General features: G+C 66.8%; 13 protein-coding genes. 3 read left to right on the top strand and 10 right to left on the bottom strand.

Translation table 11 applies throughout. The annotated features are described in order from the left end of the window. Positions 1 to 139: 139 nt before the first annotated feature. Together BMW75_RS14495 and BMW75_RS14490 are read left to right on the top strand one after the other, a co-directional pair. Positions 140 to 565, top strand: a complete 426-nt coding sequence (locus tag BMW75_RS14495; protein ID WP_076520348.1) for an OsmC family protein — start codon at positions 140 to 142, stop codon at positions 563 to 565. A gap of 138 nt (positions 566 to 703) precedes the next feature. Continuing rightward, positions 704 to 1,993 (top strand): Nramp family divalent metal transporter, encoded by a 1,290-nt coding sequence (locus BMW75_RS14490; RefSeq protein WP_092580252.1) that lies wholly within the window; start codon positions 704 to 706, stop codon positions 1,991 to 1,993. A gap of 76 nt (positions 1,994 to 2,069) precedes the next feature. Here the strand turns inward: BMW75_RS14490 and BMW75_RS14485 are convergent, their stop codons facing one another. Both BMW75_RS14485 and BMW75_RS14480 read right to left on the bottom strand, forming a co-directional pair. Further along, positions 2,070 to 2,291, bottom strand: coding sequence for an XRE family transcriptional regulator (locus tag BMW75_RS14485; RefSeq protein WP_076520346.1), 222 nt, complete (start codon positions 2,289 to 2,291; stop codon positions 2,070 to 2,072). Positions 2,292 to 2,472: 181 nt separating this feature from the next. Beyond that, the gene (locus tag BMW75_RS14480) at positions 2,473 to 3,096 is read right to left on the bottom strand and encodes a TetR/AcrR family transcriptional regulator (RefSeq protein WP_092580250.1); all 624 of its coding nucleotides are present in this window, start codon (positions 3,094 to 3,096) and stop codon (positions 2,473 to 2,475) included. Positions 3,097 to 3,219: 123 nt separating this feature from the next. Here BMW75_RS14480 and BMW75_RS14475 point away from each other — a divergent pair, with 123 nt between their 5' ends. Next, positions 3,220 to 4,503, top strand: coding sequence for an MFS transporter (locus BMW75_RS14475; RefSeq protein WP_092580248.1), 1,284 nt, complete (start codon positions 3,220 to 3,222; stop codon positions 4,501 to 4,503). A gap of 46 nt (positions 4,504 to 4,549) precedes the next feature. Here BMW75_RS14475 and BMW75_RS14470 read toward each other — a convergent pair whose 3' ends face one another. The 8 genes from BMW75_RS14470 to BMW75_RS14435 form a co-directional block, all read right to left on the bottom strand. Beyond that, entirely contained in the window at positions 4,550 to 5,278 is a 729-nt protein-coding gene (locus tag BMW75_RS14470) for an ABC transporter ATP-binding protein (protein ID WP_092580246.1), read from the bottom strand. Then, a complete protein-coding gene (locus BMW75_RS14465; RefSeq protein WP_092580244.1) occupies positions 5,275 to 6,078 on the bottom strand; it encodes an ABC transporter ATP-binding protein in 804 nt (267 codons plus the stop codon). Before BMW75_RS14465 ends, BMW75_RS14470 begins: the two co-directional genes overlap by 4 nt. Continuing rightward, entirely contained in the window at positions 6,075 to 7,163 is a 1,089-nt protein-coding gene (locus BMW75_RS14460) for an ABC transporter permease subunit (RefSeq protein ID WP_076520341.1), read from the bottom strand. The genes BMW75_RS14465 and BMW75_RS14460 overlap by 4 nt, the downstream gene beginning before the upstream one ends. Continuing rightward, on the bottom strand, positions 7,160 to 8,011 hold the full coding sequence (locus BMW75_RS14455) for a branched-chain amino acid ABC transporter permease (RefSeq protein ID WP_369825618.1): 852 nt from the start codon (positions 8,009 to 8,011) through the stop codon (positions 7,160 to 7,162). Before BMW75_RS14455 ends, BMW75_RS14460 begins: the two co-directional genes overlap by 4 nt. Positions 8,012 to 8,239: 228 nt before the next feature. Next, entirely contained in the window at positions 8,240 to 9,385 is a 1,146-nt protein-coding gene (locus BMW75_RS14450) for a branched-chain amino acid ABC transporter substrate-binding protein (protein WP_076520339.1), read from the bottom strand. A gap of 243 nt (positions 9,386 to 9,628) precedes the next feature. Further along, complete coding sequence (gene putA / locus BMW75_RS14445) at positions 9,629 to 13,450, bottom strand: trifunctional transcriptional regulator/proline dehydrogenase/L-glutamate gamma-semialdehyde dehydrogenase (RefSeq protein WP_092580242.1); 3,822 nt, start codon at positions 13,448 to 13,450, stop codon at positions 9,629 to 9,631. A 169-nt stretch (positions 13,451 to 13,619) separates the two neighbouring features. After that, entirely contained in the window at positions 13,620 to 14,315 is a 696-nt protein-coding gene (locus tag BMW75_RS14440) for a PqiC family protein (RefSeq protein ID WP_092580412.1), read from the bottom strand. A gap of 6 nt (positions 14,316 to 14,321) precedes the next feature. Then, complete coding sequence (locus BMW75_RS14435) at positions 14,322 to 15,986, bottom strand: PqiB family protein (RefSeq protein WP_092580240.1); 1,665 nt, start codon at positions 15,984 to 15,986, stop codon at positions 14,322 to 14,324. Between the last annotated feature and the right edge of the window lie 37 nt (positions 15,987 to 16,023).

The following is a 16,023-nucleotide window of genomic DNA, read 5'->3' as shown; positions in this document are numbered from 1 at the left end:
CGGCGTTTTCAGCGCCCAGGCGGGTGGCGGGCCGTATCATCGACGATGCCGCCTGAGGCAAGGCGCGCCGTCCCGGCGATGGCGCGTCCCCCACCCCGGACGCGCCCGCACGCGGCCGCGTCCCAACCAGGAGTCACGTATGAAGAAGACCGCAACCGCCGCCTGGACCGGCGATCTGAAGACTGGCAAAGGCACGATTTCCACGCAGAGCGGCGCGCTCAAGAGCCAACCCTACGGCTTTAACACCCGTTTTGGCGACACCCCCGGCACCAATCCTGAAGAACTGCTGGGCGCCGCGCACGCCGGCTGCTTCACGATGGCGCTGTCCAACATTCTGTCCGAGGCCGGCATGGTCGCGCAAAGCCTGGACACCAAGGCTGAAGTGACGCTGGACAAGGTCGATGACGGCTTTTCCATCACCGCCGTCCACCTCACCGTCGAAGCCGTCATCCCCGGCGCGTCGGCCGAGGCCTTCGAAGAGGCCGCACGCAAGGCGGAAAAGGGCTGCCCGGTATCCAAGGTGCTGAACGCGAAGATCTCGATGGACGCCAAGCTGAAATCCTGATCGCAACCCTACGCGCACACAGGGTCCGGCCTTTGAGGGGGCCGGATCATTGGCCCGCCCTATCCCGCGCTTGGCCAAAATCAATTTGACGGTCCGCGGCTGCCTCCGGAAGATGAGAACTATTCTCAGGAGCAGCACATGACCCGATTCATTTACGCGATATCCGGCGGCAATGCCGTCCTGGCGCAGGATGCGCGGGTGTCCGCCAACCTGCGCCGGATGGTCGGATCCGGCATCCTGGTGGCCGTCGGCTACATCGATCCGGGCAACTGGGCCACCGACATCGCGGGAGGCAGCGGCTTCGGCTACGGCCTGCTCATGGTCGTCATCACGTCGGCCTTTCTGGCGCTGGGCTTCCAGGTGCTGGTGTCGCGCCTGGCGCTGGCCACGGGCCAGGACCTGGCCACCCTCACCGCGCGCCACCTGTCGCCGCGTCTTGCCAAGACGGCCTGGCTGGCCGGCGAGGCCGCGATCCTGGCAACCGCGCTGGCCGAACTGATCGGCGGCGCGATTGCGCTGCGGCTGCTGTTCAATCTGCCGCTGATCGCGGGCGTCGCCGTCACGGGCATCGGCACCTTTGCCGTGCTGGCCCTGACGCGCGGCAATGCCGACCGGCACGAGCGCGTGATCGCGCTGCTGCTGTCGGTGGTGGCGCTGTCATTCGTGTTCCTGCTGTTCAAGGCCAATCCGGCCTGGACGGAGGTCGCGCACGGCGTGACGGAAACCGGCAAGGCGTTGCGCGACCCGCAGGGCTTCCTGATTGCGTTGGGTATCCTGGGCGCCACCCTCATGCCGCACAACCTCTATCTGCATTCCGGCTCGCTGGCGCAGCGGGCGCGGGATCTTCCGCCCCAAGCGCGAGATATGGCGATGCGGGTGGCGCGCAACGACACCATCGTGTCGCTGGGCGTGGCCATGCTGATCAATTCGGCCATCATGATCGTGGCTGCGGCGTCCCTCTCCGGTGCCGGCATGGTCGTGTCCAGCCTGGATGACGCGCATGCGGTGATTGGACACACGCTTGGGATCGGAGCCGCCGTCGTCTTTGCCGTGGCGCTCTATGCCGCGGGACAAAGCTCAACCATCACGGGCGTGCTCGCTGGCCGCATCCTGTCGCAGGGTTTCCAGGTGGGCAGCAATTGGTCGGACCGGCGCCGCGCGCTGATGACGCGCCTGATCGCAGGCGCCGCCGCCATGGGCCTGCTGGCCTGGACGGGCGGCCAGGATCCCGATGGATTGCTGGTGCTCAGCCAGGTCATCCTGAGCCTGGCCCTGCCCTTCGCGCTGGGTCCGCTGGTGGTCCTGGCCTGCCGCAAGCGCCTGATGGGCCGCTACGTGTTGCGCGGCGCCTGGGCATGGGCGGCCATCGGCGCAACCGTGGGAATCATCGTGCTGGATGGGTATCTGCTGCTGGACATCGTGGCCTGAACGAAGCCGGGGCGGGCCCGGCCAGGCACAAAAAAACGCCAGCGATCAAAGCTGGCGTTTTTTCTGGCGTAGTACTTCAGTGGTACGCGGAAACGACCGGGTGCTGGCGTCGGCCGGCGTCCATGTTGTGCAGGATCTCGCCGACAGCGCCGCCGAATCCGGCCATGCGCACCTTCAGGCGCAACCAGCGGGAGGCCGTGGACGAACCGGACAGGGTTTCCGCCTTGATGGCCTCGCGGATCAAGGACCGCTCCAGCGCATCCGACATACGGGCATTTTTCAACGCGGTATCGCTCATGATTCTCTCCTTGAGAAAGCGCGATGTGGAACAACGTGAATCCATCTTAGATCCGCGTATGCTGCGTTGCAATAAAAAAGCCAAACATTTTTTTCTTCGTTGCGCAATGGGTACAAACACCACCACAACGGTGCATGCGGCACCTGTTTGCGCACCGGTTTTGTGCGGATTAAGCCAAGAATCAGCCTGGCATGTGCGCCTGGATCAGCTTATCGGCCATTTCGGCGACCCTGCCGGCCGGCCCGCCCTGACCAAACAGCTGGCTTGACACGAAGGCGCCCTCGATCAGCAGCAGCAGACCGTCGGCCAGGGCCTCGGGATCGGACGCGCCCATCCCGACCGTCATGGCGTTCAACCGGCGGCGCAATTCCTGCTTGTGCGCCACGGCCACGGCACGCGCCGGATGGTCCGAATCCGGATACTCGACCGCCGCGTTCGTCAGGCCGCAGCCGCGGTAGCCGTTCTGGACGGCGCGACCGGCCATGCCCCTCAGGTACTCCAGCAATTGCGCCCGCGGATCGCCGGGATGGGCAGCGCAGGCCGCGTCAAAGCGCGCCCAGAACTCGGCGTCATAGTCGCGCAGGTAGGTTGCCGCCAGTTCGTCCTTGGACGAAAAGCTGCGGTACAGGCTGGGCTTGGTCACCCCTGCCTGGGTCACGATCGCATCGACGCCGACGGCGCGGATGCCGTCGCGGTAGAACATCTCGCGCGCCGTTTTGCGGATGCGGTCGGCCGCGGGCAGTGGCTTGGCAGCCGGTTTGCCGGTCGCCGGCGCGGAGGTGGGGGTCTGGGTCTTGCTGGCCATGCTCGGCTCCTTTTCTGCGGGATGCGCGCGGCATGCCCGAAAACAGGGTCGCCAAGAAATGCTTGACGATGTTACTGACCGGTACGTACTATGCGCGAACCGTAATACGTACCGGTCAGTAACATGAGTATAGCCCGCCCTCCCTTCCCATTCCGCCACGCCGGCCAGAAATATGCGTTCGTCGTCGTCGGGGTGATTTTTCTGTCGCTTCTGGTGGCCGCCGGGCTGAGGTCGTCGCCCAGCGTGCTGTTGGTGCCGCTGGAGGAAGCCTTTGGCTGGAGCCGCAGCACCATTTCCTTCGCCGCGGCCCTGGGCATCTTTCTCTACGGCCTGGTGGGCCCCTTCGCCGCCGCCGCGATGGAGCGCTTCGGGCTGCGGCGCGTGCTGATCGGCGCGCTGATCCTGATGTCGGCATCCAGCGCGGTCAGCGCGTACATGACCGAGCCCTGGCACCTGATCATGACCTGGGGCGTGTTCTCGGGCCTCAGTTCGGGCGCCGTCGCCATTGTGATGGGCGCGACCGTGGTCAATCGCTGGTTCGTCAAGCATCGCGGGCTGATGATGGGCTTGCTGACCGCCAGCGCCGCCACCGGCACGCTGGTGTTCCTGCCCGTGCTGGCCGCGCTGGCCTCGTCGGGCGACTGGACGCGCGTGGTCTGGACGGTCGCTGGCGCCGCCGCGGCGCTGGTGCCGCTGGCCTGGTGGCTGGTTCCCGACCGGCCGTCCAGCGTCGGCGTCGCGCCGTTCGGCAGCGATCCGCTGGCCCCGCCCGCGCCCGCCGCGCCGCGCACCGGCATGCTGGCGGCCACCTTCGGCACGCTGGCCCGCGCCGCCAGGACGCGCACGTTCTGGTATCTCTTTGCCACTTTCTTCGTGTGCGGCTTCACCACGAACGGCCTGGTCGGCACGCATCTGATCGCGCTTTGCGGGGACCACGGCATGCCCGAGGTCCAGGCGGCGGGCCTGCTGGCCATGATGGGGATCTTCGATCTGCTGGGCACCACGGCGTCGGGATGGCTTACCGACCGCTACGATCCGCGCAAGCTGCTTTTCGTCTACTACGCGCTGCGCGGCCTGTCGCTGATGTACCTGCCCTATTCCGATTTCTCGTTCTACAGCCTGTCGATCTTCGCGATCTTCTTCGGACTGGACTGGATCGCCACCGTGCCGCCGACGTTGCGCCTGACGACCGAAGCCTTTGGCGAACGCGACGCCTCCATCGTGTTCGGCTGGATCGTGGCGGGCCACCAGATGGGCGCGGCCAGCGCCGCGTGGATGGCGGGCGCGCTGCGCGAAGCGCAGGGCAATTACCTGATGGCCTTCGTGATTTCGGGCGCGACAGGCATCATCGCCGCCGTGCTGGCCCTGATGATCGGCCGACGGCGCGCGGCGGCGCAGCCGGCCTGAAGCGACACGGCGCAGGGCGGCAAAGACCGCCCCGCGCCGCCCGGGATCACTCGACTTCGCCCAGGTACGCCGCGCGCACCTTGGGATCGTGCAGCATGTCGCGCGCGGGACCGGACAAGGTGATCTCGCCCGACTCCATCACGTAGCCGCGGTGGCTGTTCTCCAGCGCCAGCCGCGCATTCTGCTCGATCAGCAGGATCGTCACGCCTTCGCTGGCGATGGTGCGCACCACGTCGAACACCTTTTCCACCATCAGGGGCGCGAGCCCCATCGACGGCTCGTCCAGCAGCAGCAGTTTGGGACGCGCGATCATGGCGCGCCCCATGGCCACCATCTGCTGCTCGCCGCCGGACAGGGTGCCCGCGGCCTGCCTGCGCCGCTCGGCCAGGCGCGGGAACAGCGTGAAGACGCGATCGGTGTCCTGGCGGATCTGCGCCGCATCGCGACGGACATAGCCGCCCATCGCGAGGTTTTCCTCGATGGTGAGCTGTCCGAAGATGCCGCGGCCCTCGGGCACCATGACCAGACCCTTGCGGACCAGCTCGTGCGACTTCTGTCCGCCAATGGACTGCCCGCCGTAGACGATCTCGCCGCCGGCCAGCGGCACCAGGCCGCAGATGGCGCGCAGCGTCGTGCTCTTGCCGGCGCCGTTGGCGCCGATCAGGCAGACCAGTTCGCCTTCGTCCACGCACAGGTCGATGCCGCGCACCGCGCGGATGCCGCCATAGGACACCTGCAGGCCCCGCAGCTCCAGTAGGGGTTGGGATGCCGTCATGTTGCCTGGCCCTCGTTGTGGATGTTCGGATCCTGGGCGGCCCCGGCGCCCAGATACGCTTCAATGACCTTGGGGTCGCGCTGCACCTGGGCGGGCTTGCCCATCGCCAGGACCTTGCCGTATTCCAGCACCAGCACGCGATCGCACAGGCCCATGACGAGCTTCATGTCGTGTTCGATCAGCAGCACGGTCACGCCGTCCGCGCGGATCTTCTCGACCAGCTTGCGCAGCACCACCGTTTCCGATGCGTTCATGCCCGCGGCGGGTTCGTCCAGCGCCAGCAGCTTGGGATCCGTCGCCAGCGCGCGCGCGATCTCCAGGCGCCGTTGGTCCCCGTAGGGCAACGAGCGCGCCACGTCGTTGGCGCGGTGCCCGATGCCGACGTAGTCCAGCAGTTCCTGCGCGCGCGCCTCGATGGCGGCCTCTTCGGCGCGCGTGGCGCGGGTGCGAAGCACCGCGCCCAGCACACCCGCGCGGGTGCGCAAGTGGCGGCCGATCATCACGTTCTCGATCGCGCTCAGGTTGGCGAAGAGGCGAATGTTCTGGAACGTGCGCGCCAGACCCGCATACGCCACCTCGTGCGGCTTCTTGCCCGTCATGGACTCGCCATTGAAGTTGCAGGTGCCCTCTTCGGGGATGTACAGACCCGTCAACACGTTGAACAACGTGGTCTTGCCCGCGCCGTTCGGACCGATGAGCCCGTAGATTTCGCCCTGCTCGATGTCGAAACTGACGTCCGACAAGGCCTGCAGGCCGCCGAAGCGCTTGCCCAGGCCCTGGGCTTGCAGCAGTTTGCTCATGCCGCGCCTCCTTGCGTCTTGGTGGCAAGTTCGCGCTTGCGCACCGCCGACGGCCACAGGCCGGCCGGGCGGAACAGCATGACGCACACCATGGCCAGGCCGAAGAGCAGCATGCGGATGCCTTCCGGATCCAGCACCACTTCGCCGAACACCATGTGCTGGACAGGTTCGACCACCGCGCGCAGGAATTCCGGCAGCGCGGCCAGGATCAGCGCGCCCAGGATGACGCCCGGAATGTGGCCCATGCCGCCCAGCACCACCATGCACAGGATCGAAATGGATTCCATGAGCGAGAAGCTCTCGGGACTGACGAAGCCCTGCATCGACGCAAACAACGCGCCCGCCACGCCGCCGAAGGACGCGCCCATCGCAAAGGCCAGCAGCTTGATGTTGCGGGTGTTGATGCCCATCGCCTTGGCGGCGATCTCGTCCTCGCGGATGGCCTCCCAGGCGCGGCCGATGCGCGAGTTCTGCAGGCGCACGCACACCACGATGATGATCAGCGTCAGCGCAAGCAGCAGGTAGTAGTACTTCTCGGGCCCGGTGAAGCGGATGCCCAGCAGGCTCTGCGTGCGTCCAAACGCAAACTCGCCCACCTTGAACGTATCGATGCGGTTGATGCCCTGCGGCCCGTTGGTGATGTTGATGGGCGCGTTCAGGTTGTTCAGGAAGATGCGGATGATCTCTCCGAACCCCAATGTCACGATCGCCAGGTAGTCGCCTCGCAGCTTGAGCGTTGGCGCCCCCAGCAGCACGCCGAACAGGCACGCCACCGCCAGCGCGATCGGCAGGATGGCCCAGAACGGCAGGTGCAGGCCGAAATGCGGCGACGCCAGCAGCGCCCACGTGTAGGCGCCCACCGCATAGAACGCGATATAGCCCAGGTCGAGCAGACCCGCAAAGCCCACCACGATGTTCAGGCCCAGCGACAGCATGACGTAAAGCAACGCGAAGTTCAGGATGCGGACCCAGCTCTGCCCGGCCATGCCGATCACGAAGGGCAGCACCGCCAGCACGATGCCGATGAGGGCGATGCCGATCAGGTTGCGGGTCGAGAACCCGCTGTTCTTCAGGTGCGTGTTCATGCGCGATCCCCCACGCGTTCGCCCAGCAGGCCCGAGGGACGGAAGATCAGCACCAGCACCAGCACGAAGAACGCAAACACGTCCTGGTAATGGCTGCCCAGGAAGCCGCCCGTGAGGTCTCCGATGTACCCCGCGCCCAGCGATTCGATGATGCCCAGCAGCAGGCCGCCCGCCATCGCGCCGACCAGGTTGCCGATGCCGCCCAGCACCGCGGCGGTGAACGCCTTCAGGCCCAGCATGAAGCCCATCGTGTATTGCGACACGCCGTAATAGGTGGCGACCATCATGCCCGCCACGGCGGCCAGCGCCGATCCGATCAGGAAGGCCGCGGAAATCACCGTGTTGATGTTGACGCCCATTAGGCCCGCCACTTCGCGGTTCTGCGCGGTGGCGCGCATCGCGGTGCCCAGGCGGGTCTTGTGCACGACGGCCAGCAGCCCGCCCATGATGAGCGCGGCGATCACCACGATGGCGATCTGCAGCGTGCTCATGCGCGCGCCGGCAAACTCGAACACCTGCGGCGACAGCACCTGCGGGAAGTTCAGGTAGTTGCGCCCCCAGCCCATCATCGCGAGGTTCTGCAGGATGATGGACACGCCAATGGCCGTGATCAGCGCCGCGAGACGCGGCGCGCGGCGCAGCGGCCGGTAGGCCACGCGCTCGGCCGTCCAGCCCACCGCCATGCACAGCGGCACGGAGACGAGCAGGCCCACGCCGAGCACCACGAAGGCGGAGGCGCCGGGGTCGCCGCCCACCAGCGAAATGGCGACCGTCGTGGCCGCCATCGCGCCGATCATGACGACGTCGCCATGCGCGAAGTTGATCAGCCCGATGATGCCGTACACCATGGTGTAGCCAAGGGCGACCAGGGCGTACACGCTGCCGAGCGTGACGCCGTTAATCAGTTGTTGAATGAAGATATCCATAGGGGCCGCTGAATAAGCCTGGAAAATCGCGGGCGGCAACCAGGGCGCAAAGGCCTGGCCGCGCAACGCGCGCCGCGGAGCCGGACGGCGCCTGCGGGAAGAAGCGGGCGGACCGTGGCGCAGCCAGCGTCCGCCCTCGTTCAAGCCGGCTTAATTAGCCTGGCTGACCATCGTTTCAACCATCTCCCACTTGCCGTTCTTGACTTCGTAGATGGTGACCGAGATTTCCTTCAGGTCGCCCTTGTCGTCGTAAGAAATGTGCTCGCTGGTCGCGCCCTTGCGGTTCAGCTTGGCCAGCTTGGGCAGGTACTTTTCGGGGTCGGCGGAACCGGCCTGCTCGATGGCGGTGATCATGTTCCAGGCGCCGTCGTAGGCGTAGGGCGCGTACACGCCGGGCGCCTTCTTGAAGCGCGCCTGGTACTTCTGCTCGAAGTCCTTGCCCGCGGCCATCTTGTCCAGCGGCACGCCGGCCAGCGAGGCGTAGGTGCCGTCGGCGGCATCGCCCGCCAGCTTGATGAAGGTGTCGCTGCGCGTCATTTCGCCCGACACCAGCGGCGCCTTCAGGCCCAGCGTGGCCAACTGGCGCTTCATCGGGCCCGACTGCGCGTCCAGGCCACCGTAGAAAATGGCGTCGGGCGCGGAACCCTTGATGTTGGTCAGGATGGCCGTGAAGTCGTTGGCCTTGTCGGTGGTGTATTCGCGGCGCACGACCTGGCCGCCTGCGGCCTTGACCGCCTTTTCGACTTCGTCCGCCAGGCCCTGGCCGTAGGCGGTGCGATCGTCGATGATCGCGACCTTCTTGGCCTTCAGGTTCTGCACGATGAACTTGCCGACCGCGGCGCCCTGCTGGGTGTCGCTGGTCATCATGCGGAACGTGGTTTCGTAGCCCTGCTTGGTGTATTCGGGCGAGGTCGCCATGGCGATCTGCGGCAGGCCGGCTTCGTGGTAGACGCGCGACGCGGGAATGGTGGTGCCCGAGTTGAAGTGCCCCAGGATGCCCACGACTTCCTGGTCGACGAGCTGCTGCGCCACCTGCACGCCCACGCGCGGGTCGGCCTGGTCGTCGCGCGACACGAGCACGAACTTGGCCGTCTCTCCGTCGACCTTGATGCCCTTTTTGTTGGCTTCTTCCAGGGCCAGGTTCAGCCCGTTCTGCATGTCTTCGCCGTAATGCGATTGCGGACCGGTGAGCGGGGCTGCAAAGCCGAATTTGACGTCGGCGGCATGCGCGGCCGCGGTCATGCCAGCGGCGGCGATGCTGGCGGCAAGAAGCTTCAAAGTGGTGCGGAACTTCATGGGGGTATCCTCCGGAATGTCGGACCTAAGGCCTGTTATACCTGAGCTTTTAGCCAGGGGTTTTGGTTTTTTCACTACCGCGGGCCCGGTGATCGCCGGGTCCCGCGCATGCATTTTCTGCAGTGCCTGGATGCCGGATTGCGGCAGCCAGGCCAGAGGTGCGACCGGATTTTCGTTCCAGTGCAACCTAGCCCGATATTGGAGATAACCCTTGGGTAGCCAAGGGTTACCCCTTGGCCGCGCTCAACCGATGGTCATGAGGCTGGCGTTGCCGCCCGCCGCCGCGGTATTCACGCTGATCGAACGCTCGGTCAACAGGCGCTCGGGGACATAGCTGGCCCCTGCCGCCAAGGCGTCCGAGGTCAGGCCATGCACCGCCAGAATGGCGCCCGGGCGCTGCGCGATGCGTTGGTTCAGCGCCTTCAGCGCGTCGCCGTCGCCTTCGAACAGCACGGCCTGGTAATCCGCATCGTCGACGTCGGTGTCCGCCAGGATGCCCGCCTGGCCCTGCTGCTCGGCGTCCAGCGTGGCCAGCAGCGCCTGCGCCGCAGGCGTGTCCGCGAACCAGGCGTGGTTGCCCGTCAGGCGGGCCGCCGACCATTGCGCGCGCGCGCCAGCCTCGGTGGCCGCCACGCAATAGACCGCGCCGCGCGGCTCGACCATGTACGTATTGGTCTCGCCCGTGGGACCGGGCAGCGCGATCCGCTGCGGCAGCGGCGCCGCGGCGTCCAGGGCCGGCGGCAGACCCGCGGGGCGCGTGCCCAGCAGGCGGTACATGTACAGCGGACCGCCCGCCTTGGGACCGGTGCCCGACAGGCATTCGCCGCCGAAGGGCTGCACGCCCACCACGGCGCCCACGATGTTGCGGTTGACGTAGACGTTGCCGGCGTGGACCTGGCCGGTCACGTGAGCGATGGTTTCATCGATACGGGTATGCACGCCGAACGTCAGCCCATAACCCGTGCCGTTGATCGCATCGAGCAAGGCGTCCAGTTCGTCGCGCTTGTAGCGCACCACGTGCAACACCGGCCCGAAGACTTCGCGCGTCAGTTCGCTGATGTGGTCGATCTCGATGATGGTCGGCGGCACGAAGGTGCCGTGGCGGCATTCGCCGTTCAGTTCGACCTGATCGATGCGGTGGCCGGCGGTGCGCATGGATTCGATGTGGCGCTGGATACCGTTGCGCGCTTCGGTGTCGATGACCGGGCCCACGTCCACCGACAGGCGGTCGGGGTTGCCCACGGCCAGTTCGCGCATCGCGCCGCGCAGCATCGTCAGCACGTGGTCCGCATTGTCTTCCTGCACGCACAGGACGCGCAGTGCCGAGCAGCGCTGGCCGGCCGAATCGAAAGCGGAACTGAGCACGTCGAACACGACCTGCTCGGACAGCGCCGACGAGTCCACCACCATCGCGTTCTGGCCGCCCGTTTCCGCGATCAGCGGAATGGTGTGGCCGTTGTCGTCCAGGCGGTCGGCCAGGGTGCGCGCGATGATGCGGGCCACGTCGGTGGACCCGGTGAACATCACGCCGCGCACGCCGGCGTTGGCGACCAGTTGCGCGCCGATGGTCTCGCCGCGGCCCGGCAGCAACTGCACGGCGCCGGCGGGCACGCCCGCCGCGCGCAGGACGGCCACGGCCTGCGCCGCGATCAGCGGCGTCTGCTCGGCCGGCTTGGCCAGCACCGTATTGCCCGCGGCCAGCGCCGCGGCGACCTGACCGGTAAAGATAGCCAGCGGGAAGTTCCACGGGCTGATGCACAGCACCGTGCCCAGCGGGCGATGCGTGTCGTTGCTGAATTCCTGCTCAGCCTGGTCGGCGTAGTAACGCAGGAAGTCCACGGCCTCGCGCACTTCGGCGATCGCGTTGGGCAGCGACTTGCCGGCTTCGCGCACGATCAGGCCCAGCAGAGTCTGCATCTGCTCTTCCAGCAGTTGCGCGGCGCGGCGCAGGCATTGCGCCCGCTCGGCCACCGGCGTGGACTGCCAGATCGGCGCGGTATTGGCGGCGGCGCGCAGCGCGAGATCCACGTCCGAAGACTGGGCCTCGATGACATGGCCCACCACGTCACGCAGATTGGCGGGATTGCGCACCTCGATTGCGCGGGCGGCGTCCCAGGGCTCGCCCTCTTCGCCCAACATCGGGCCGGCACGCCACGGCGTGCCGGCGCTGGCCAGCAGCGCGGCCGACAGCGAGCCCAGGCGATGCTCGTTGCTCAGGTCCAGGCCCGCCGAATTGGCGCGGGCGCCCTCTTGCGGGTTGCCGTAAAGATCGCGCGGCAGCGGAATCTTTTCATGCGGTGCGCCCAGCGGCACGATGCGCGAGGCCGCTTCCACCGGATCGGCGACCAGCGTCTCGACCGGGATGGTTTCGTCGCCGATCAGGTTCACGAAAGACGTGTTGGCGCCGTTTTCGAGCAGGCGGCGCACCAGGTAGGCCAGCAGCGTTTCGTGCGTGCCGACCGGGGCGTAGATGCGGCAGGGACGATTCAGCTTGCCCTGCGCCAGCGGTCCCACCACTTCTTCGTACAGCGGTTCACCCATGCCGTGCAGGCACTGGAACTCGTACTGTCCGGGGTAATAGTTCTGGCCGGCAAGCTGGTAGATCGCCGCCAGGGTGTAGGCATTGTGCGTGGCGAACTGCGGATACACGGCTTCCGGCGCGGCCAGCAGCTTGCGGGCGCATGCCAGGTACGCCACGTCCGTGTATACCTTGCGGGTGTAGACCGGATAGCCCTCCAGGCCGTCGACCTGCGCGCGCTTGATTTCGCTGTCCCAGTAGGCGCCCTTCACCAGGCGCACCATCACGCGATGGCGGCTGCGGCGGGCCAGGTCGATGACGTAGTCGATGACGAACGGCGCGCGCTTCTGGTAGGCCTGGATGACGAAGCCGATGCCGCTCCAGCCTTCGAGCTCGGGCGTAAAGCACAGCGCTTCCAGGAGGTCCAGCGAGATCTCCAGGCGGTCGGCTTCTTCGGCGTCGATGTTCAAGCCGATGTCGTAGCTGCGCGCCAGGATGGTCAGCGCCTTCACGCGCGGCAGCAGTTCGGCCATGACGCGCTCGCGCTGGCCGCGCGAGTATCGGGGATGCAAGGCAGACAGCTTGATCGAGATGCCGGGGCCTTCGTAGATGCCGCGGCCCGCGGCGGCCTTGCCGATGGCGTGGATGGCCTGCTCGTAGGATGCGTAGTAGCGTTCCGCGTCCTGCGCCGTGGTGGCGGCTTCACCGAGCATGTCGTAGGAATAGCGGAAACCGCGCGATTCCATCTTGCGGTTGTTGGCCAGCGCCTCGGAGATGGTCTGGCCCGACACGAACTGCTCGCCCATCATGCGCATGGCCATGTTCACGCCCTTGCGCACCAGCGGCTCGCCGCCCTTGCCGATCAGGCGCGTCAGCGCCTTGGACAGCGATTGCTCGCTGCTCACGGCGACCAGCTTGCCGGTGATCATGAGCCCCCAGGTGGCGGCGTTGACGAACAGCGATTGCGAGCCGCCCATGTGCGACTTCCAGTCGCCGCGGGCGACCTTGTCGCGGATCAGCGCGTCGCGCGTGGCGCGGTCCGGAATGCGCAGCAGCGCTTCGGCCAGGCACATCAGCGCCACACCTTCCTGGCTGGACAGCGAGAATTCCTGGATCAGGCCTTCCACCCCGCCGCCGCTGCGCTTGCCGCGCAGCTTCTTGACCAGCCCGGCGGCCATCGCATGCACCTTTTCCAGGTTGGGCACACGGGCCTGGCCCAGCAGAAGCGGCACGCATTCGGGCTCGGGGCGACGGTAGGCCGCCGTGATGGCCGCGCGCAGCACGGACTGCGGCTGCACGTCCTGGCCAAACTCGTAGAACGGCGGCGTGGGCGCGGAATGGAGTTCGGCGGCATCTTCGTCGCCAGCGGAGTCGGCGCCCAGATGGGACATCTCCGCGGGAAGATGGCCGCGCTCGATCTTGTCCAAATAGGAAAGAATCGCCTGCTTGTGCAGCCAGTGCGGCGTGCAGTTGAGCTTGTGGGCGGCGGCTTTCAGGCGGTCGCGGAGTGCGTCATCGACTTTGACGCCGAGGGTCGTGCTGGCCATAAGAGATTGCTTCCTGTCGCATGGCAAAGGTGTAACTGGGCTCGATCGAAACCCAGTAGGGGTAGGACCGTATGCTAGACAGGTTGCAACCGCGTTTGTATTAAGGTTAACCCTAGGTTTCCCCTGAGTTAACCACTTGAGAACGCAAGCTTATGCCGCCGCGGGCACGTCATTCCTTCAGCGCGGAACACCCCATCATCTGGACGGAGGCCGAACCGGCGGGCGCCTGACCCCGAATCGCATCGGCCATGACGCCCGCCAGGCTGACGACCGCGCGCTGCTGCGCGGCGATCAGGCTGGGCACTTCGCTGTCCGTCACGGTCTCGGTGACGACGCTGCGGCACAACACGCCAGTCCCCTTGGCGTTGACGGGCCGCACGCGCCACGTGGCGTCCAGTTGCGCCATGCTGCCCGACACCATCTCGAAGCGCTGTACGTCGGTCTGCACGCGCCAGATGGGAGCGCCGGGACCAGGCTTGACCATCTGGACGTCCAGCGCGCCGAGGTCGCGCTTGAGCGCGTCGGACAAGGCGTTGCGCAGTTCATCGCCCAGCGGCGAGCTCCAGCGCTCCGAATACAGGGCCGAGATGCTTCCGTCCCCGGTGCGCACCATGAGCTGCGGCTGGTCGGCCTGCATGGACAGGGACACGGGCTGCACTTCGAGCAGGAACGAGGCGGAGCCCGCGGCAGGGCCGCCTGGCTGGGACGCCGCGGGCGTCTGCAACGTGTAGTAGTGAACGGGCGGCGAGGAGCCGCACGCCGCCAGCGCACCGGACAGGGCCAACACGGCCAGCGCGGCGCGCGAACGCCGCAAGGCAAGCCCGTCCCGGGCCTGGAGCGCATCGTGTGAGGGTCGGCTATTCATGAGCATCTAGTTCCTGACTGGGCCGGCGCCCGGAATGGGATCTTCGCCCCTGCCGCGCAACAGGGCTTCGGGGTTGGACTGCAGGAAGTCGGCCAGCGCGCGCAACGACCGCGCCGCGCGGCTCAGTTCCTGCATCGCCTTTTCGGCGTTGACCGGCAAGAAGGCGTCCGAGGCCAGCAGCGAATTGATGTTGGCCATCGAATCCTTGGCCTGCTTGAGCGCCTTCTGCGCCTCCGGCGCCACCTGCTTGTCCAGGCGGTTCATCAGCTTGGACGTGCTGGCCAAGGTCGCGCGCAGGTCCTCGCCGATCTTGTCGAACGGGATCTTCTCGATCTTCGCAACGATGTTGGTGACCTGCTGCTGGAGCTGATCCAGGTTGCCCGGCACCGTCGGGATCATCGCGGGCGTCGACATCTCGAACTCCACCGGCTTGGCGTTGGGCACATTGTCCAGCACCACATACAGCTGGCCGGTGAGCAGGTTCGCCGTGCGCAACTGCGCGCGCAGACCGTGCTTGATCATCACGCCGAGCAGGCGGCCGCCCGCCACGTCGCCGTCCTTGAGCGCGCGCTCGCGCACTTCTTCGTACACGCGGCCCAGGCGCTCCGGGTACAGCGTCGCGTCCACCAGCGAGTAGAAGCGCTTGGTCTCCGGATCGAAATCCAGCGTGATCTGCGTGACGTCGCCCAGCGTGATGCCGTTGAAATCAACGGGCGCGCCGACGGCCAGGCCACGGATCGACTGGTCAAAGCGCATGCGGATCGGGAAGGCCTCGCCGTCCGGATTGGCCTTGGCGGCGGCCTCTGTGGGATACAGGTCGAATTTGGCGTCCGCCGGCGCGGCCGCGGCCCCGTCGCGCGCGGTCTGCACGGGCGCGAAGGCCACGCCCCCCACCGCCATGGACACGAGCGATTGCGTGCGCACCTTCAGACCATCGGCGTTGACGCTGAAGTCCACCCCGCTGGCATTCCAGAAGCGCGTACCGTTGGTGACGAACTTGTCGTTGGGCGCGTCCACGAAGACCTCGACGCTGACGGCGCTGCCGTCCTCGTCCAGGGCATAGCCGATCACGCGGCCCACGTTGATCCGGCGGAAATACACCGGCGATCCGATATCCAGCGAGCCCAGGTCCGACGCCTTGAGCATGAAGCGCTTGCCCGCGCGGTCATGCGTGACGGCGGGCGGGACCTCCAGGCCCTCGAAAGACAGCTTGGTGGCGCGGTTGGTGCCGTTCTTGCCCTCTTCGGCATCCACGCCGATGTAGGCGCCCGACAGCAGCGTGCCCAGCCCGGATACGCCGCTCACGTCCAGACGCGGCCGCACCACCCAGAAATTGGTGCCTTCCCGGGCAAGGTCCGAGACTTCCTTGGCCAGTTCGGCCTGCACGACCACCTTGCTGCGGTCGGCGTTGAATCCGATGGACTTGACCGTGCCGATGGTCACGTCCTTGTAGCGCAGCTGGGTCTTGCCGACCTCCAGCCCTTCGGCGGTGTTGAACGAGATGGAAATATCGGGGCCAGCCTGCATCCAGGTGCGCACGACCAGCGACAAGCCCATCAGGGCGGCCACCACGGGCACCAGCCAGATCCAGGAGATCCGGCTCTTTTTCTTGCGCGAGATCGCGGGCGACGTGAACTTCTCGTCACTGGACCCGGGGGCTTGCTCGGACATCTACTCTTTCCTTTTTTTGAGCGGAAAACAACGGCTG

Source organism: Achromobacter sp. NFACC18-2 (genome assembly GCF_900108985.1).
GTDB lineage: Bacteria > Pseudomonadota > Gammaproteobacteria > Burkholderiales > Burkholderiaceae_B > Achromobacter.
The sequence above is the reverse complement of the archived record's forward strand: the minus strand, read 5'-3'. Positions and strand labels throughout refer to the sequence as shown.